16 protein-coding genes, 1 riboswitch and 1 other annotated feature are annotated in these 19,490 nt (G+C 48.5%); of the genes, 2 read left to right on the forward strand and 14 right to left on the reverse strand.

The genetic code is table 11. The features are described from left to right. Positions 1-27 precede the first annotated feature (27 nt). Positions 28-2,676 (reverse strand): valine--tRNA ligase, encoded by a 2,649-nt coding sequence (locus WMO65_RS12570; RefSeq protein WP_148392862.1) that lies wholly within the window; start codon positions 2,674-2,676, stop codon positions 28-30. 121 nt (positions 2,677-2,797) lie between these two features. Further along, positions 2,798-3,022: a binding site (T-box leader), on the reverse strand. A 315-nt stretch (positions 3,023-3,337) separates the two neighbouring features. Next, a riboswitch (cobalamin riboswitch) is annotated at positions 3,338-3,529 on the reverse strand. 64 nt (positions 3,530-3,593) lie between these two features. Next, a complete protein-coding gene (locus WMO65_RS12575; protein WP_148392861.1) occupies positions 3,594-3,800 on the reverse strand; it encodes an alpha/beta-type small acid-soluble spore protein in 207 nt (68 codons plus the stop codon). A gap of 228 nt (positions 3,801-4,028) precedes the next feature. On the opposite strand from WMO65_RS12575, the gene WMO65_RS12580 reads away from it, so the two are divergent. Continuing rightward, complete coding sequence (locus WMO65_RS12580; RefSeq protein ID WP_148392860.1) at positions 4,029-4,955, forward strand: CAP domain-containing protein; 927 nt, start codon at positions 4,029-4,031, stop codon at positions 4,953-4,955. Between the two features lie 104 nt (positions 4,956-5,059). Here WMO65_RS12580 and WMO65_RS12585 read toward each other — a convergent pair whose 3' ends face one another. From WMO65_RS12585 to WMO65_RS12600, 4 genes are all read right to left on the reverse strand, one after another. After that, entirely contained in the window at positions 5,060-5,248 is a 189-nt protein-coding gene (locus tag WMO65_RS12585) for a PspC domain-containing protein (protein WP_033139214.1), read from the reverse strand. A 64-nt stretch (positions 5,249-5,312) separates the two neighbouring features. Continuing rightward, on the reverse strand, positions 5,313-6,182 hold the full coding sequence (locus WMO65_RS12590; RefSeq protein WP_148392859.1) for a DUF4097 family beta strand repeat-containing protein: 870 nt from the start codon (positions 6,180-6,182) through the stop codon (positions 5,313-5,315). Then, positions 6,179-6,955 (reverse strand): DUF1700 domain-containing protein, encoded by a 777-nt coding sequence (locus tag WMO65_RS12595; protein ID WP_033139212.1) that lies wholly within the window; start codon positions 6,953-6,955, stop codon positions 6,179-6,181. Before WMO65_RS12595 ends, WMO65_RS12590 begins: the two co-directional genes overlap by 4 nt. Further along, a complete protein-coding gene (locus tag WMO65_RS12600) occupies positions 6,952-7,275 on the reverse strand; it encodes a PadR family transcriptional regulator (protein WP_033139211.1) in 324 nt (107 codons plus the stop codon). The genes WMO65_RS12595 and WMO65_RS12600 overlap by 4 nt, the downstream gene beginning before the upstream one ends. A 1,292-nt stretch (positions 7,276-8,567) precedes the next feature. Between WMO65_RS12600 and WMO65_RS12605 the strand changes: the two genes are divergently transcribed. Continuing rightward, positions 8,568-9,167 carry a DUF4230 domain-containing protein gene (locus tag WMO65_RS12605; RefSeq protein ID WP_103732717.1) on the forward strand — a complete coding sequence of 200 codons (600 nt, stop codon included), beginning with the start codon at positions 8,568-8,570 and terminating at the stop codon, positions 9,165-9,167. 177 nt (positions 9,168-9,344) lie between these two features. Here WMO65_RS12605 and WMO65_RS12610 read toward each other — a convergent pair whose 3' ends face one another. The 8 genes from WMO65_RS12610 to WMO65_RS12645 all read right to left on the reverse strand — a co-directional run bounded on the left by WMO65_RS12610 (position 9,345) and on the right by WMO65_RS12645 (position 19,480). Beyond that, positions 9,345-11,147: an ABC transporter ATP-binding protein gene (locus tag WMO65_RS12610; protein WP_148392858.1), complete on the reverse strand. Its 1,803-nt coding sequence runs from the start codon at positions 11,145-11,147 to the stop codon at positions 9,345-9,347. 1 nt (position 11,148) lies between these two features. After that, complete coding sequence (locus WMO65_RS12615; RefSeq protein ID WP_148392857.1) at positions 11,149-12,885, reverse strand: ABC transporter ATP-binding protein; 1,737 nt, start codon at positions 12,883-12,885, stop codon at positions 11,149-11,151. 92 nt (positions 12,886-12,977) lie between these two features. Continuing rightward, the gene (locus WMO65_RS12620) at positions 12,978-14,672 is read right to left on the reverse strand and encodes a sensor histidine kinase (protein WP_187370613.1); all 1,695 of its coding nucleotides are present in this window, start codon (positions 14,670-14,672) and stop codon (positions 12,978-12,980) included. After that, complete coding sequence (locus tag WMO65_RS12625; RefSeq protein WP_148392855.1) at positions 14,665-15,459, reverse strand: glutaredoxin family protein; 795 nt, start codon at positions 15,457-15,459, stop codon at positions 14,665-14,667. Before WMO65_RS12625 ends, WMO65_RS12620 begins: the two co-directional genes overlap by 8 nt. Positions 15,460-15,476: 17 nt before the next feature. Continuing rightward, a complete protein-coding gene (locus WMO65_RS12630) occupies positions 15,477-16,541 on the reverse strand; it encodes a glycoside hydrolase family 172 protein (protein ID WP_148392854.1) in 1,065 nt (354 codons plus the stop codon). 158 nt (positions 16,542-16,699) lie between these two features. Continuing rightward, complete coding sequence (locus WMO65_RS12635) at positions 16,700-17,665, reverse strand: ABC transporter ATP-binding protein (RefSeq protein WP_103732321.1); 966 nt, start codon at positions 17,663-17,665, stop codon at positions 16,700-16,702. Positions 17,666-17,667: 2 nt separating this feature from the next. Then, complete coding sequence (locus WMO65_RS12640; protein ID WP_148392853.1) at positions 17,668-18,633, reverse strand: ABC transporter ATP-binding protein; 966 nt, start codon at positions 18,631-18,633, stop codon at positions 17,668-17,670. Then, positions 18,626-19,480: an ABC transporter permease gene (locus WMO65_RS12645; protein WP_118593788.1), complete on the reverse strand. Its 855-nt coding sequence runs from the start codon at positions 19,478-19,480 to the stop codon at positions 18,626-18,628. Before WMO65_RS12645 ends, WMO65_RS12640 begins: the two co-directional genes overlap by 8 nt. Positions 19,481-19,490 lie beyond the last annotated feature (10 nt).

A 19,490-nucleotide genomic window follows, 5' to 3' on the forward strand; every position in this document is an offset into this window, starting at 1 on the left:
TATTTAACTCTCCTATAGCCTGCGCAGTTATCTGCCAAGCTGTGCAAGCCTTTCCTTTACCTGTTCCATCATATTTGTGTATTTTTCAAGTTTGGCCTTCTCCTCAGCCACCTTGCTCTCGGGAGCTTTGCTCAGGAACCGTTCATTGCTCAGCATTCCATTTACACGGGCAAGCTCTTTGTTCAGGCGTTCGGCCTCTTTGTTCAGACGCTCAATTTCCTTCTCGATATCCACCAGCTCCGCAAAAGGCATGTAGATGACTGCCTTTGAAGTTACCGCAGAGACAGCGTCATCCGCAATTCCCGTCTTGTCAGCCTGGATGGTCACTTCGCTGGCATATCCCAGAGCTGCGAAGAAGACTTTTCCGTTCTCAAAGACCTGACGGATCTCCTCCTCCTCTGATACCACGTATACTTTCGCCTTTTTACTTGGTGGTACATTCATATCGGTACGAACATTCCGGATGCTTCTTACAGCTTCCTTGATGATCTCAACCGCGCGCTCATCCTCTGTGAAGTTCCATGCCTCTGTCTTCACCGGCCAGGAAGCGATCATGACGGACTCTTCCTCAGGGTGAAGGGTGCAGAAGATTTCCTCTGTGATAAAAGGCATATAAGGATGCAGAAGCTTCAGCGCATTGCCCAGAACGGTCTTCAGTGTCCAGAGGGCTGCTGCCTTGGTGTTGTCCTCGTCATTGTACAGCCTTGGTTTTACCATCTCAATATACCAGTCACAGAATTCTTCCCAGATAAAATCATATACTTTCTGAACCGCAATGCCCAGCTCGTATTTGTCCAGATTCTCTGTAACTTCCTCTGCCAGTTTGTTCACTTTGGAGAGGATCCACTTATCCGCTCCGGTCAGGGTATTCAGGTCAATCTCAGCGGGAACCTCCGCTTTTTCCAGGTTCATCATTATGAAACGTGACGCGTTCCATACCTTGTTGGCAAAGTTGCGGCTGGCTTCCACTCTCTCCCAGTAGAAACGCATATCATTGCCCGGCGCGTTTCCTGTCATGAGGGTGAGGCGCAGGGCATCAGCGCCGTATTTATCAATAACCTCCAGGGGATCAATGCCGTTCCCCAGGGATTTGCTCATCTTGCGGCCCTGGGAATCACGCACCAGACCGTGGATGAGAACATGGTGGAACGGTGTCCTGCCTGTCTGCTCCAGACCTGAGAATACCATACGGATAACCCAGAAGAAAATAATATCATAGCCTGTTACCAGCACATCTGTGGGATAGAAATAATCCATCTCTTCCGTTTTCTTCGGCCATCCCAGTGTGGAGAAGGGCCAGAGGGCGGAGGAGAACCAGGTATCTAAGGTATCCTCATCCTGTGTCAGATGCTCACATCCGCATTTTGGACAAACTTCCGGCATGTCACGGGTTACCACTACCTCACCGCATTTGTCGCAGTAATAAGCAGGGATCCTGTGTCCCCACCAGAGCTGGCGGGAAATACACCAGTCACGGATATTCTCCAGCCAGTGCATATAGATTTTATCAAAACGGTCCGGTACGAACTGCAGACTTCCGTCTTCCAGTGTCTTAATGGCAGCCTCTCCCATCTCTTTCATTCTGACAAACCACTGGGGCTTGATCATTGGCTCCACTGTAGTGCCGCAGCGGTCATGGGTTCCCACACTGTGGGAATGAGGCACTACCTTTACCAGCAGCCCCTGCTCCTCCAGGTCTCTGACCATGGCTTTTCTGGCCTCATAGCGGTCCATTCCTGCATATTTGCCGCCCAGCTCATTGATGGTGGCATCGTCGTTCATGATGTTGATCTCCGGCAGGTTATGGCGTTTTCCCACTTCAAAGTCATTGGGGTCGTGGGCCGGTGTGATCTTCACGCATCCGGTACCAAACTCCTTGTCTACATATTCATCTGCCACAACCGGGATTTCCCTGTCTGTGAGCGGCAGCTTCAGCATTTTTCCAACCAGGTCTTTGTATCTCTCATCCTCCGGATTGACAGCAACCGCCGTATCACCCAGAAGCGTCTCAGGACGTGTGGTGGCAATCTCCACATAACGGCCCTCTTCCCCTGCGATGGGGTAATTGATATGCCAGAAAAATCCGTCCTGGTCCTCATGCTCTACCTCTGCGTCGGAGATGGATGTCTGGCATACCGGACACCAGTTGATAATACGGGATCCTTTGTAGATGTAACCTTTTTCGTATAATTTAATGAAAACTTCCTGTACAGCCTCGGAACAGCCCTCATCCATGGTGAAACGTTCTCTGTCCCAGTCAGCGGAGGCGCCCAGCTTTTTCAACTGGTTGATGATCTTGCCGCCGTATTCCTCTTTCCACTCCCAGGCGTGTTTCAGGAATGCTTCCCTTCCGATCTCGTTCTTGTCAATGCCCTGTTCTTTCAGCTTCTCAATAACTTTGACCTCTGTGGCAATGGCTGCATGGTCCGTGCCCGGCTGCCACAGTGCTTCGTATCCCTGCATTCTCTTGAATCGGATGAGGATATCCTGCATGGTCTCATCCAGTGCGTGTCCCATATGAAGCTGTCCTGTTACATTGGGCGGAGGCATCACAATGGTAAATGGTTTTTTATCTCTGTTTACTTCGGCGTGGAAATATTTGTTGTCCAGCCATTTCTGGTAAATTCTGTCTTCCAGTCCCTTGGGGTCATAAGTTTTGGCAAGTTCCTTGCTCATAATCTCCTCCTTAAAATGAAATGGAATCCCGCGTGCAGCCATCTTCCTTTTGTATGCATAGAGTATCCTGCCCGGCAGACGTTTTGTGTTACAATAAAAAACGCCCTCTACAGAATAAACTGTAAAGGGCGAAATCTTCCGCGGTACCACCTTTTTTTCTCACTCATGTCCGTTAACGCAGACTACGCGTGAAGGCCTACTCCTGATTCATCCTTTACAAACCACTCTGTTCAGCCCTCCGGTTCAAAAGCTACCTTCCATCCGTTCCTCTGAAACGACCTTGCAGCCGGTGGGTCGTTCTCTCTGCCAGTTTCCGGGATGTACTCCTCTTTCTCATCACCTTTTCATACGTCCCATCATAATCACATTGTTCTCTTTTGTCAAGTGAATAAATTGTGAAGAAATAAAAATAAGCCCGTATCTGCGGACTTATTCCTCATTTGTTCGTAATACACGCTATCCTATGCGGGATATTATCCCTCTGATTTCATCCCGGTTCCTTCTATATAAAAGGGTGCGGTTACACCGGGAATAAAAATCAGAGGAATCCCAGCCGTTTAATCTGGTGCATAATTCTATAAATTCAGGTTTCGGCCTTTCGGCATTCCATAATAAGAATCTCACATGGAAGATTCAGGTTCTAAACTTTGCACGGAAGTTCTCACCCTACTGCCATCAAGCAGGTTTCCTGGCTCATGGTTCATCGCTCAGCCGCCTTCTCACACTTTCATGCAATGGCATTTTGGCTTCGCTTCCCATTTACAGTGACCGCATCGCTCAGGATTTGCACCTGATTCCCTTTTCACCAGCACTGTGCGGCCAGTGCGGATGCACTTGATCGTTTTATGGAATTATACATATTTATGTTACCATTCTGCAAAGGTTCAGTCAACCCCCATTTACAATACGGACCGCTTTTACGATACACCGTCCGTCTTCTTGCTCTCCCGTCTTCTTCTTGTCATAATGCCGCCGATTCGTCCGGTCTCCTTGGCAGAAAGGCTCTTCCAGCCCGACTCCAGAACCTGATCAAGCAGTCCCAGTTCCTCTGCGATTTCATATTTCAGCATCTCCTCACGGGGGATCTTATTTAAGTCAATCTTCTCATCGTTTTTCTTGTTCATGAAAAGTCACACTCCTTCATAAATAATTAAAGTCTCTTTCAAGTATGACCTGTTCTTTTCATTTTAAACATATCTGAAAAAAATGTTGTTATACGGCAGAGGTACTTCCGTCAGTCTGCCGCGCTTTGGGGATTCCAGATGTTCCCTGTTTCATTCCCTCGCTTATCATGTTATTATTGCTCTTGTAACAATTACATAATATTTTCGTAACAATTCAAGGAGGTCTCTATGAAACATAAAATATTACCAGGTTTTCTTGCGCTGGCTGTTGTCAGCGCCATGGGAATGGCTCCGGCCACTGTGCAGGCTGCCGGCATTGAAGATGTAAAGCAAAATCTGCAGGGCAAGGGTATCATCGTAGCCGGAAATGTCTCCAATCTGGACGAATTAAAACAAAAGCTGGAAAGCATGGGAATTGACTGCTCTATCCCCGGCTGGCTGGAATCCCTCTGCCCGGAACTCCCGGGAATCGGACAGCCGGGAGACCCGGATACTCCGGACAACAACCAGCCGGAAAACCCAAGTGTCCCGGATGACAACCAGTCAGAAAATCCGGGCACTCCGGACAATAACCAGCCCGAAAACCCGAGCACTCCGGACGGCAGCCAGCCGGAAAATCCGGGTACTCCGGACAACAACCAGCCAGAAAATCCAGATGCTCCGGATGACAACCAGCCAGAAACCCCGGGCACTCCGGACGGCAGCCAGCCGGAAAATCCGGGTACTCCGGACAACAACCAGCCAGAAAATCCAAGTGTCCCGGATACTGACACAGAAAACGCCAATTTTGTCCGGCAGGTAGTAAATCTTGTCAACCAGGAGCGTGCCAAAGCTGGCCTGTCACCTGTAACAGCTGACACTTCCATCCAGGCTGCCGCTCAGGTCAGAGCAAAAGAGATTGAAAAGTCCTTCTCACACACCCGTCCTGACGGAAGTTCCTTCAGCACAGCGCTGACCCAGCAGGGTGTCACTTACCGCGGCTCAGGCGAAAACATTGCATGGGGTCAGAAAACCCCGGAACAGGTTATGAACGGCTGGATGAACAGCGATGGCCACAGAGCCAACATCCTCAACAAAAACTTCACAAAAATAGGCGTAGGCTACCACCAGAACGCCTCCGGTACCAATTACTGGACCCAGTTATTCACTTACTAAAACACACACAATCATAAGTACACACCACACATAAAAATACAGAGGCTGCAGTGTTCCCCCACTGCAGCCTCTGTATCTTTATGTTTGTCTCTTATCGCTTTTCTTTATTTTGGAATTATAATTGAGGCAATAATGTACGCCACAATTCCGGTCCATACCATTCCAAAGCAGGAAAGGATTACCCATGCAAGCCTCACCAGCGTAGGATCAATATTGAAATACTCCGCAATCCCTCCGCATACTCCTGTCAGCATATAATTTGTAGATGACCTATACAATCTCTTATCAGACATAACCATTCTCCTTTCATCTGAAAACATTTTCTATTTATCTATTCCTGTCGCCGGTTCCCGCAAATCAGTCCCCGTTTTCAAATAGTATATCCACACTGCCCATTCCGCACTCTATCTCCAAATATTTCGGAGCATTGCTGTCACCAGTCCTCAGGGAACTGACGCCGCTGTGAGATTCGCTGCCCACATTGACGGACCCTAAGCCACAGTCTATATCTGTGCTGTAATCCTGGCGTTTTCCCGCTAATCTGGCGTTTACCGTGCCCATTCCGCAGTCCAGGGAACCTGTATTGAATTCTATAAAGGCAATATCCATTGTTCCCATACCTGCTCCCAGTTCTGCTTCATCGGCCCTGATGATTCCGGTAGTCTCCGCACTGCCTGCCCCTACATACATAGTAAGCTTTTCTGCCTCTAAATCCTGAACCTCCAACGCTCCTGCCCCGATATGGAGTTCTGCTTCCTCAAACTTTTTGTCTTTCGGAATCTCAATCTGAATCGGATATTTTTCTATAGAACGTCTGCGGTAGGATCTTTCTACGGAGAGCCGGCCGTCATCTTCGTCAAAATTCACCTTATCCTTATTGGAATAGACTCTGACGCGTATCTTATTCTTGTCTGAAGAACGGATCACGGAAACATAAGCATATTTTGTATCCACATCCAGTTCCCTTACCTGGTCTGCGTCAAATTCAAACTCCTTATCCGCTTCTCCTTTCAGCGTATCTTTAATATTGTCGAGAGATTCTGTAAATTCATAATCATTGTCATAACGCATCCAGCTTTTAAAAGGAATCCAGTTAATTCCATTCTCTGCAGCCGTTGCCACCCCTTCCCAGGTAGCCCCCATAACGAGGCCCGATAAAAACAGGGCACCTCCCACAACCGCCAGCACTAATGCTGTGATCAGACAGAATTTCGTAAACTTTTTCATGAATGGTCACCTCCCCTTATTCCTCTGTGCACAATCCTCTGGATCAAATCTATGACCCAGCGGAACACAGCCGGTACCACCTTAACCACAACCAGGACAAATACCAATATCAGCAGAATCCCAATGGCTGACAACATAATTCCCGCACCGGAAAAAGCCAATGCCGCCGCAGGATTCCCCAACATATGAATCAGTGCATAAACCACCATGGCAATACCGCCGCCCAGCAGCCCTACGCCGCATCCCAGGATTCCTGCAAAGATTCCGAGCAAACCAAGCAGCAGTCCGAAAGGTACGCCGAGAATTCCAATACCGATTCCTCCCACCACCGGGACAGCAATGATGACACATATGATAATGATGCCCCACATAAGCCCGCTTCTGTTTCTCTGGTGCTTTGCCGAACCGTAGCCGTGTCTGCTGTAGGGGCCGTTATATCCGTTCCCCTCCTGCTGTCTCTGTTCCTCTTTGTCTGTGTTTTCCTTTTTCGTATCTGCACCTGCGCGTTCCGGCATATCCCTGTCATCAAATATCCCGTCGCTGTATCCGGTCTCCGTGTATTCTCCGTACTCCTTGCGGCTCCCTCCCAGGTCGGCCTTGATAATGGCAGCCACCTTGCCGGGACTTCCCAATTCCTGAATGACAGAGGATTCGTTTTCAGCCCCTGCATCATCAAAATAATTATTGTAGAATTCCAGTGCTTCCTCTCTCTCCTGCACCGGAATATCCCAAAGCAGCCGTTCCAGCTGCGCTAAAAATTCCCTTCGACTCATTTTGGTATCCCTCCCTCGAACAATCTGGAAATTTTTGTGGAATAGTTTTTCCACTCTGTCTTATAAAGATTCAGCTGTGCCATACCTCTCTCTGTCAGCTTATAGTATCTTCGGTTCCTGCCCCCGTACTCCTGATCGTAAGTCTCCAGGCATTCATCCTTCTGAAGCCTTCTGAGTACCGGATACAGTGTGGATTCGGATACCTCCAAAACCTGCCGTACATCCTGGGTGATCTTATACCCGTATGTGCCGTCCGCCTCCTTGGAGACAACCGCCAGTACAATTGCATCCAGCAGCGCGGCGCCTGTATTAAAAACCATATGCTCACTTCCTTTTCTATATATAAGCCGTCTGCACTGCCAACGGCCGACTCCCGATATGATACTGTAATGCTTCGGGATATTTAGGATTTGTATAATATTATATTTTTTACAATACTATTTTATATTTAATACTATACGCTATATAATATAGTTTTGTCAATAGTATTATATGAAAAATATTTATTCCAGCTGTTGGGATATGGAAGATTGTATCGCAGCAATGATTTTACCTGTAATTCTCATTCAATATTTCGGCCTTATATGTATTATGGACATATGAAAATTGGTTTTTTTCTCAATTTACCACTAATTTCTCTCACTACGTTCTATTCTATCTGTAATCCTAAAGGCATAAGTCCGCTTTTCTTCCTTTTTTACCTATAAATCCCCACACTTCGTTACACTCTATCTGTATTCCTAAGGGCCCAAGCACACTTTTCTTCCTTTTTTACCTATAAATCCCCACACCATGTTACACTCTATCTGTATTCCTAAGGCCCAATCCTAATTTTCTTCCTTTTTTACCTATAAATCCCCACACTACGTTACACTCTATCTGTATTCCTAAAGTCCCAATCCTACTTTTCTTCCTTTTTTACCTATAAATCCCCACACCATGTTACACTCTATCTGTATTCCTAAAGGACCAAGCACACTTTTCTTCCTTTTTTACCTATAAATCCCCACACTGCATTACATCCTATCTGTATTCCTAAAGGTCCAAGCACACTTTTCTTCCTTTTTTACCTATAAATCCCCACACCATGTTACACTCTATCTGTATTCCTAAAGGCCCAAGCACACTTTTCTTCCTTTTTACCTATAAATCCCTACATCATGTCACATGCAATCTGCATTCCTGCAAATTCTCCTGGCTCCTCTCCTGTTCAGGAAATATTCTCATAAAATAATCACTCTTATATATACTCCTAATGTCCTAATTCAAACATCTCCTGATTTCACCATTGCTTTTTTCATACTCACGTTTTCCAACCGGCAATCATTTCTCAGGTTACATTTCACTCCGCACCCAGCAACATACTTCGCAATGCAAAGGTATGGAACATTCTGCTCCATACCATACTGGCTGTCCCGGGATTTTCATGCCTTCGGCCTGAAAACAGCTCGTCAATCAGTGAGCGTGAGCAGCGACTTTCCCAGAACATCATTTACCCGAACCTGTTACTTTTCCTTTTCAAACGTCGGAAAAAGACGTATAATGTAGAAAACAGCACTGTATACAAGCTGCTCAACAGCAATACTGAATATCAAAAAATACGGAGGTAAGAATGAAAAATAAAATAGCAAGGGTAATCGGCGTAATCTGTGTCCTGATACTGGTAATCTTCGGTATTTTCCTGGGACGATACTGGGAGGGGCGCAAATATCAAAAGGCAGATATCTCTGTTTCCGCTATCACTGCCCGTTTGACCCAGGCCAGCGACTTAGCCACAGCGCGCCTGGAATACAGGGGACTTATCCGCTATGAAGCCGGAGAAATCCGTTTTATCACCCAGAAAGGCTTCACCATGATCTACAATGCCCATATCAAGGCAGGCATTGACCTCTCCAAAGCAAAGGTGGACGTATCCGGCGAAACCATCACTGTGACACTTCCAAAGGCAGAGATTCAGGATATCACCATTGACCCTGACAGCCTGGAGTTCTACGATGAGAAAATAGCGCTGTTCAATCCTCAGAACAAGGAAGACACCGTAACCGCACTGCAGGCAGCCAAGGAGGACGCAGAAAAAAATGCCGCTGACAGCGAACTGCTGACAACGGCAAATGAACAGGCCCAGCGTCTGATCCAGGAATTGCTCGCACCTGTAACAAAGGACAGTGAAAAGGAATACACCATTGTATTCAACGAACCGTCCGAGAACTGAGCTAATATCAAAAATACATAAAAATGTAAAAACGGGCCGGGAGAATATGGCAATTCTCCCGGCCCGCCTTTGTATTCTATGCCTGCAGCCGCTGTAACAGTTCCCGGAAGACGAACGGCTGCGTGCATGCCCATTAAAAACCGCTTCGCACTGGGCCGGAGGGCTGCCGGCACCGGTTCAGCGCTGTGAATGTGCAGACCTGCCTGAACCGTTATCCGCCATGTCCTGTCCGGACAGAAACTGGCTGTTATACAGTCTGGCATAGAATCCGTTCTTCTCAAGCAGTGATCTGTGATCTCCCTGCTCCACAATATTTCCGTTATTCATTACCAGGATCACATCCGCCTCCCGGATGGTGGACAGGCGGTGTGCCACAATAAAGCTGGTCCTGCCCTGCATCATCTTTGCAAATGCCTCCTGAATGTGCATCTCTGTTCTGGTATCAATGGAGGATGTAGCCTCATCCAGAATCAGCATGGGCGGCAGGCAGAGCATAACCCTGGTAATACACAGAAGCTGCTTCTGCCCCTGGGACAACCCGCCGCCGTCCTCTGTGATCTCTGTGTCATAGCCCTTGGGAAGACGTTTGATAAAACTGTGCGCATGGGAGGCTTTGGCTGCGGCTTTGATCTCTTCCTCCGTGGCGTCCGGTTTGCCCATTGTGATATTATCCCGGATGGTGCCTGTTCTGAGCCAGGTATCCTGAAGCACCATTCCATAGGACCCCCGCAGGCTTTTTCTGGTAATACTGCGGATATCCCGGCTGCTGACACGGATACTGCCGCTGTCCACATCATAAAAACGCATCAGCAGATTGATGATAGTAGTCTTTCCGCAGCCGGTGGGTCCCACAATTGCCACTCTCTGCCCCGGCTGCACATGGAGATTAAAATCCTGCACCAGCTTTATCTCCGGTGAATAGGAAAAATATACATGCTCCAGATCCACCTTCCCATCTGTATGTTCCAGATTCTCAGCATGATCCGGTTCCGGTGTCTGAGGCTCCTCCTCTATGAGCGCAAATATGCGGGAAGCGCATGCCAGCGCATTCTGAAGCTCTGTCACCACGCCTGAAATCTCGTTGAAAGGTTTTGTATACTGGTTGGCATAGCTTAAAAAACAGGAAAGCTGCCCCACAGTTATCCCGCCGTTTATAACCGACAGTGCCCCTACCAGCCCGACTCCGGCATAAACAAGACTGTTGACAAACCGTGTACAGGGATTTGTCAAAGACGAAAAGAAAATAGCTTTCAAGGAACAGTCTGCCAGCTTTTCATTGATCTCATCAAAATGTTCCAGAGCTTCCTCCTCATAATTGAATGCCTGCACCACCTTCTGTCCGCCTATCATTTCCTCCACAAGCGCAGTCTGCTCTCCGCGGGCCTCCGACTGCTGCTTGAACATCACGAAAGTCCTCTTTGCAATGAAATTTGCCACAAAAAGGGACAGCGGCGTGATCAGAACCACCACCAATGTAATGCCCACATCTCTGGTGAGCATAAAAAGCAGGGTACCCAGAATCGTGATCACACCGGTAAATAACTGGGTAAATCCCATTAAAAGTCCGTCTGAGAACTGGTCCACATCCGCTATGACACGGCTTACCACCTCACCGTAGGAGTGGTCATCCATGTATTTAAGCGGCAGGATCTGTATTTTCTGAAATGCCCGGTTCCTCACATCCTGTACTGTGTGGTAGGCGATTTTATTGTTGCTCACATTCATGATCCACTGCGCCAGGGCTGTGAGCAGAATGACGATCCCGATTTTCTGCAGAGTGCCGAACACATGGACAAAGTCAACTTTTCCCTTGTCGATAATGTAGTCAATGGCCTCTCCTGTGAGAATAGGCACATACAGAGTCAGAACCACAGTCACCGCTGCTGCCGCGATGGACAGAATCAGAAACGGCCAGTAATGGCGGACATATTTTAATACCTTCAGAAGTGTTTCCTTCTGCGCTGATTTTTTCTTGTCCATATTATGCCTCCTCCTGTCTGCTCTCAAACTGTGATTCATAGATTTCCCTGTACACGCTGCAGGTCTCCAGAAGTTCTCCGTGACTGCCGGCCCCTGCCAGACGGCCGTCCTCCATAACAAGGATCAAATCCGCATACATAACAGAGGAAGCCCTCTGGGATACAATGAAAACTGTCATCCTGTCCTTCAGATTTCCTATGGCCTGACGCAGCCTGGCGTCTGTGGCAAAGTCAAGGGCTGAGGCACTGTCATCCAGAATCAGAATCTCCGGATTTTTGACCAGGGCTCTGGCAATAGTGAGGCGCTGTTTCTGTCCGCCGGAGAGGTTCTTACCACCCTGCACCACCTCTGTGTCCAGGCCGTCCTCCTTCTTATCCACAAATTCCTTTGCCTGGGAGATTTCCAGCGCGCGCCACAGCTCTTCGTCGGATACCCCCCGGTTTCCCCAGAGGAGGTTTTCCCGAATAGTCCCTTTAAAAAGGGTTGCCTTCTGCAGGACCATCCCCACCTTCTGTCTGAGCTCATGGATGGGATAGTTCCTCACATCCACGCCGTTTACCCGTACTTCACCTGCCGTGACGTCATAGAACCTGGGGATCAGGTGTACGAGAGATGATTTTCCGGAACCGGTACCGCCAATGATACCGATAGTCTGCCCCTTTTCTGCCTTAAAATCAATGTCTGTCAGGGATTCCTCCCCGGCATTCTTATACGTAAGTCCCACATGGCGAAATTCTACAGATGGGCTGCCCGTCTCTGCCCTTTCCGGGGATTTTCTGTCTGCGTCCTGCATACTTGACTGTATTTCCAGGACACTCTCCACGCGGTTTGCACAGGCAAGTGCTTTGGTGATGGTAATGATCAGGTTTGCCAGCTTGATCAGCTCCACCAGGATCTGGGACATATAATTTACCAGAGCAATAAGCTGGCCCTGGGTGATATACCCTGTATCCACACGGATGGCGCCTGTCCACAGCAGAACCACCAGGGCACCGTTGATGATCACGTATGTCATGGGATTCATCAGACCTGATATTTTCCCCACGTGCTTCTGCATTGCAGTGAGTGTATCATTGCTGGCTTCAAAGCGTTCCTTCTCTTCCTCTTCCTTATTAAATGCACGGATAACCCTTACGCCGGTCAGATTCTCCCTGGTAATTCCCAGTACCCGGTCCAGGGCGGCCTGTGTCTTCTTATACAGAGGAATGGTGATCAGCATGATACCAAATACTACCACAGAGAGCAGGGGAATCGTCACCACAAAGATAAGCGCCGCCTTTACGTCAATGGTAAACGCCATGATCATAGCGCCGAACACAATGCACGGCGAGCGGAGGAACAGACGCAAAACCATATTGACTCCATTCTGCACCTGGTTGATATCACTTGTCATCCTGGTGATCAGAGTGGAGGTACCCATGGTATCCATTTCTGTAAAAGAAAGCCCCTGGATATGGGAAAATAACGCGTGCCGCAGCTTTGTGGAAAATCCCACTGCCGCCTTTGCGGCAAAATACTGTGCCGTGGCGGAGCACACAAGTCCGATAATGCCCAGGCTTACCATGAGCAGGCACATGATGGTCACATAATGCTTGTCTCCGTTTCCGATGCCCCGGTCAATGATCCTGGCCATAACAAGAGGCACCAGCAGTTCAAAGGATGCTTCCAGAAGTTTGAACAGGGGTGCCAGGACAGACTCTTTTTTATAGTCTTTCATATAAATCAGCAGTTTTCTCATGATGTTCTCCTACCGGTAATTTATTTTCTTTCTTATCTTATCACCTCTTTCGTGGAATGACAAACCTTTCCTCCAATAAAAATAACCTGCTGCTATCTGATATATTCCGGCACCGGCACATCCTTGAGTATTCTGACAGTGACTTTTGTTCCCCACCCTTCTCTGCTGTAGATGGAGACACCGCAGTCCTCCCCGTAGGTGCTCTTTACCATAGCCTTCACAAGACGTACCCCAAATCCGCCGTTATCTCCTGTATCGTCCTGAAGCAGGCGGCGGGTGGTCTCCTGCGGCATCCCTTTTCCATTGTCCCAGACTTCAAAAACCAGGTAATCCCCCTCCTGTCTGAGGCTCACACGAAGCTGCCCTTCCTGTTCATCCATACCGTACTTAATAGCATTTTCCACCAGCGGCTGAATCAGCAGTTTGGGCATCTCACATTCTGAAAGCTCCTTGGGAATGTCGATCTCATACTGCAGCTTTTCGTTAAGAAGCAGCCTCTGGAATGACAAATAGGAAGACAGGTATCTCATATCCTCCTGCACTGTAACAAATTCCTTTTTGTGGTTAACACAATACCGCAGAATGTCCGCAAGGGTTGCCACCACATCGGCAATCTCATACTCATTTTTCAGAACCATCTTCCAGTAGATCATATCAAAGGCGTTATAGAGAAAATGAGGATTCAGTTTTGATTTGAGTGCCAGCATTTCCAGCTTATAGTAGTTGTTGCGCTGTCTCTGCACCGTATGGAGCAGTTCCTTGATGCGCACAAGCATATAATTGAAACTGTCGATGATCATGCCGAATTCATCCTGCTTCTTGCGCTCCATAGTAAAATCCAGCTCTCCGTTCTGTATCCGCTCCATGCCGTACAGGAGCTGTTTTACCGGCCTTAGAAAAGACTTGAAAATGGTGAGAGCTATGATTCCAACCAGAAGAGCTATGCACACAAAGACAATGATCAGTATCGGGATGATCTTATTCAGTTCCTGTGTGACGGCTGTACTTTCCAGAATCCCGCACAGGTTCCATCCAAAGCTTCCCAGAGGGTAGGCTACATGATGTTCCTCTGCCTCCTGCGCTGGTGCCTTCACATATTTTCCGATCAGGCTTTTGTCCTCTGTAAACAGAATGCGTCCGTCAGCATCTGTCAGCAGCATTTTCTCCTGGCGGCTTTTATTCTTAGCTGTAAATAGTGTCTCGAAACTCTCCTGTGTAAACTGGACGACCAAAAGCCCGTAAACCACATCCCCGTCATGAATATAGCTTACGGCCTCCATCATACGCGGCTCCCCCTGGGGATACCGCCACAGGATATTTCCGTGGGGAAACTCCTGGTATTTTTCCAGATATGTCCTGTATGGCTCTTCTGTCTCAAATACCGCGTTTCTGTAAAAACAGTTGATCGGCTCATAATCCTCTGTATAGACATAGACATTTTCCGCCATATTGAGATTTCTCTCCCGCAGAGCCTCCCGCACAATACGCACCTCTGTCATGGAAAAATTATCTCTGCCGGACATAAGCCCGGACAGATAATTTTTCACCCACTGGTTCTCTGAGATTCCCAGTATCAGATCCTCCATCTGCCCGGCCTCCTGGCTGCATCTCTCAGAGACCTGGTACACGGTATTTTCAAAGAGCAGGTTTGTCTTCTCTGTCATGATCTTCACTGTCCGGTAATACAGGATGCTGAAAAGAATGCAGATAAAGATACCGCCTGTCAGGAAGATCAAAATTGTCTTGATCCACAAGGTTCTGGGTCTGTTCAGCTTTAATTTACTCATAGTCTTTCGGCACCTCTGTCCTGATCTCCCCGTCTGTGTCATAATGCTCAAAATAATTCCTGATCTCTTCCATGCCGATGAGACATTCACCATTTACCACAATGGTGGGCACCCACAGAGATTCCTGTTCCCTGCCGTAGAGAATATAGAACTTTTTCAGCATCTCCCAGCTTCCCGTTTCCCCACTGCCCACAGGGTAAAAGTCGAATTTTTCATACAGCTTTTTGTCCAGCTCCTCATTTCTGCCGTCCAGCCATTCTTTTGCCTCCCGGCAGTCCGGGCATCCGTCCATGGTAAAGAATACGATCCGGGGGATCTCACGGCTTCCCATATGCGTTTCCCTGTGGATTCCCAGCAGGTATCCCAGTTTCTTCTGCCAGGCCCCTTCCTCCGCAATGGCGGATAACAGCTTAGCCTCCACCTCATCTTCCCCCAGCAGCATGGTGCTGCCCACAAAAACCACGGGGTAGGTCATCTCAGAGGGTTCACTGGCAGTCTGCATGGCTTTTGTAAGGTTACTCCTGTAAAACGAATAGAGAACATTATAAATCTTCAGCTCAACCTGATCTCTCACTCCACCTTCCTCCAGCACGGATTCCATCTTGATCCTGTACTGCCGTTCACCGGTACACGCATTGCAGGGATGGTCCGTCACAGAACATCCCCCGCACTGGTCATATATGTAGCACGATACAGGAACCGGTATCCTGCTTATTTTCCTCACAGCACATGCCCCTCCTGCAAGCAGCAGCAAAAGTACAGCTCCAAAAACCATTTTTCTCTTCAATACCGGTTCCTCCTGTCTTAAATGATCTCCAGATCGTCCCTGTTCCCAAGCACGGAACCGCTGGACACCGGTTTGTCCTGATACCAGTAGGCCACAGATGAGATATCATCCTGCAGCGGCAGATACCTGCCGCCCGAACGCCAGCCCAGTGCCTGAATTGTAACCTTCAGATCCGTATCAAAATATACCGGATCTGTAATATGCCAGCGGTACATACTGAACCTCTGCTGTGTTTTGTAAGCACCGTCCGTATTGGTTATTTTGGACAGCCCTGCATACGGGGTACAGTACGGCCGGTAAACCCCGTCCACCTCAAAGTCATAAGCTCCGCAGAAATAATCTTCTGTCCCTGTTCCGCAGATGGTCGGATATTCCCGGTCGCCGTCCATGAAGAACTTGATCTCGCCCTCTCCCCACCATCCGTTGTTATTGACACCCCAGAACATATATGTTCCCACATATTGTCCTTTTCCCTTCACTCCATCCAGGATGGTGTAGTCTTCTTTATACGGAAGAGGATTGGTACGGCGGTACTGTGCATGAAAATAGCCGTATCCTTCTTCCAGTTCCCGAAGCTGGTAATCGATCTGGTAATACACGATCACAGGTTCCTCTGCCAGATTTTCCAATGTCATGCGGCAGCCTTCGTAAAACGGCATGTCCCAATAACAGTTCAGGCCTCTGCGCGGATTTACACAAACCGCAAGGGAGGTGAGCTGCTCATACTGCTGTTCATCCGCGCTTGCAAAAAAATCCCCAAGCGGAGCCTCCACAGACGGGAACTCCTGCTTATCCCAGTAGATTCTCAGAACCAGAGTCCTGTTCTGCATACTGCTGGTGGTCACCCAGATGTGCTTTACCATCCCCTGCCCGCTGATATCTGACAGGGTAAATGTCTTTCCCGGCTCAATCTGAACAGACGGCGAAACTTTCCACCCCCTGCCCAAATCCCTTGCGCAGGAAGCGCCGGTCCCTTCTACTGCCTGCCCTCCGGCCCCTTTCTCTCCCGTAAAGTTTTCAGGACTGACAGAACGTGTCCTGATATTCTGCATTTTACTTAAACTGCTCATATCTCCAATCATGTTTTTCTCTTCTTTCGTAACTGTTCAGTGCCCTCACAATCACGAGCAAAAATCCATGCAGAATCGCCTGTGGCGATGGGATTTTTGCCTGACTGCGGAACGTTTTCTTACGGTCATCGCAGTAAATGTGCAGACCTGCTGAATCGTTACTTCCTTTCTTATTTTTCATAGCGGTAACATAAAACCGTATGCCCGTCTTCCATGGGATACATAGACGGACTTTTCTGCCTGCATTTCTCTGTGGCATATCTGCACCGGGAAGCAAATTTACAGGCAGTGGCAGCAAACTCCTTCGTTTCCAGGTCAGGCAGCACCATATCCTGATCCCACTTTCTTCCCACAACAGGAATAGACTCCTGCAGAAGCTCTGTGTAGGGATGGCCCGGATTCTCTAAAATAGATTTTGCTTTTCCGAATTCAATAAGATTCCCCCTGTACATGGTGGCTATATAGTCACTCACATAGTAAGCTGTGGAAAGGTCGTGTGTAATGTAAATAAAATTTACATGGTAGTCATTTTTCAGCTTCTTAAAAAGGTTTACAATGTTCATTCTCAGGGAGGCATCGATCATAGCCACCGGCTCATCCGCCACGATCAGCTTCGGCCTCGTGATCAATGCCCTGGCAATGGAAATACGCTGCAGCTCTCCCCCTGAAAACTGATTTGGGAATTTCCCCTGGACATGTTCCATATTAAGCCCCACCTCTGCAAGGGTTTCCCGGATTTTTTTGGCAGCCTCTTCTTTTGACCTGATTCCTCCCAGATTACAGGCTGTCTCGTACAAATAGCTGTCCACGGTTCTCCTGGCGCTGAAAGCGGTAAACGGATTCTGGAAAATAGGCTGCACCATCCTTCTGAATTCCTTTTTTCTCTTGTCGTATACAGAAAGATTTTCACCTCCCAGGGAAATATTCCCGCTCCCTGCCTCCAAAAGCTTTAAAACCATTTTTGCCAGGGTACTTTTCCCGCTTCCCGATTCCCCCACAATAGCCATGATCCAGGGTTTGTCTGAATGGATATCCAGGTTCACATGGTCCACAGCAACAATGTTGGTGCCGAAAATCATTCCGCCTATTTTAAAAGATTTCGTCAGATCCTGAATGGATAAATTATAGTTTTCCATGGCTACCTCCTTTTGTCTGCCAGCAGATGACAGCTTGCCTGATGCCGTTCCCCTACCGATACGGATGCAGGCTGTTCTCTGCGGCACCTGTCCGCCGCATATGGACAGCGGGCGGCGAACCTGCATCCCTTTGGCGGATTTCTGAGACTCGGAGGCAGACCCGGTATCCCTTCCTTCTGTGTGTCATCCCCCAGCCTTGGCAGGGCTTTGATCAGCATCTGTGTATAGGGATGCTTTGGATTTCCGAATATTTCCTCTGTGGGTCCGTCCTCGATCATCTGCCCTGCATACATGATTCCCAGTCTGTCCGTGATCTGATAATGGACGCCCATGTCGTGAGACACTATGACCATGGAATTCTGCAGTTTCTTCTGAACCCTTGACAACATGGTCAGAATTCCCCGCTGTACCACCACATCCAGAGCAGTAGTGGGTTCATCTGCAAGCACCAGATCCGGCCCCAGAAAGGTGGCAAGGGCAATGATGACCCTCTGCCGCATGCCGCCGCTCAGCTGATGGGGATAGGCATCCAGGACTTGGGGCGGCAGCTCCAGTTCTTTCAGATACGCTGTGATGCTCTTTTCCTGTTCTGCTTTTTTCTGTCTCTTCTCTTTCGGAATCACATCAAAGAACTGCTCCCTGACCCTTTTTACCGGGTTCATAACGTGCATGGCCCCCTGCGGCACATAGGAGATTTCCTTCCACCACTCATCTCTGATCTCTCCTGTTGTCAGCACTCTCTTTTCTTTTGAGGATTCTGTGACCAGAGATACCTTTCCCCCGCAGATCTCCAGCGGAAAACCCACCAGGTCATACATGGTTTTCAGAAGTGTGGATTTGCCGCAGCCTGACTCCCCTGCAATACCCATGATCTCATTTTTCCGAACCTCAAAACTTACATTATCCACAGAATTCACGTATCCGCTGACTGTCTCATAGCGGGCACTCACCTGTTCCATTTTAAGCATTGGTCCCCCTCCTTTTCGCCCACATCTGCTGTGCTCCTGTCATGGTGAGGAACAGACCGATGAAGATAAGTGCCGTGGATACCACCGGCGCTCCGATCCATACCCAGCGGCCTGCCAGCATGGCCTGATGTTCATTGGCCCAGTAGATCATGGTCCCCAGTGTGGCCGTGGTATTGCTGGACATTCCGATTACGGCAAGACTGGATTCCGCAGCGATGGCCACCAGGATTGTATTGATAAAGTTTGCCAGAGACCAGTTCATGACAAACGGAAAAATCTCTTTTAATATAATCTTTCCGGTGCTCTCCCCGGAAAACAGGGCCGTGTTGATAAAATCACGTTCCTTCAGAGTCAGCGCCATGGAACGCACCTGTCTGGCCGGCCAGGGCCAGTTGAAGATCACCAGGACCACTGCCACGTAAAAAAGCGGCGCGGTCCCCTTCATCATACTGGATATGAGGATCAGTATGGGAAGCGATGGGATCACAATAAAGGAATCTGTCAGAAGGGTAATGATGCGGTCTGCCCATCCGCCCTTGAAACCTGCCAGCAATCCCATGAAAACACCGATAGCCGTAGCAAAGAATGCAACACCGATGCCTACCAGAAATGAGTTTCTGACAGAATAGGCCAGCAGCCAGAAGACATCCTGGCCAAGGCCTGTGGTTCCCAGCCAGTGCTCTGCTGTGGGATCCATATTTCTGGAATAAGACTGCCACTCCACAGGACTGACTTTACAGAAAACCGGCATGATAAATCCGATGACGAGGAAGACACAGAGCAGCACTGCTCCCATCTTCAGCCGGAAATTCCAGTATTTATTTGTTTTGTTCTTTTTTCCTGCCATTTTCTCTCCC

The organism is Blautia caccae, assembly GCF_040095955.1.
Classification (GTDB): Bacteria; Bacillota; Clostridia; order Lachnospirales; family Lachnospiraceae; genus Blautia; species Blautia celeris.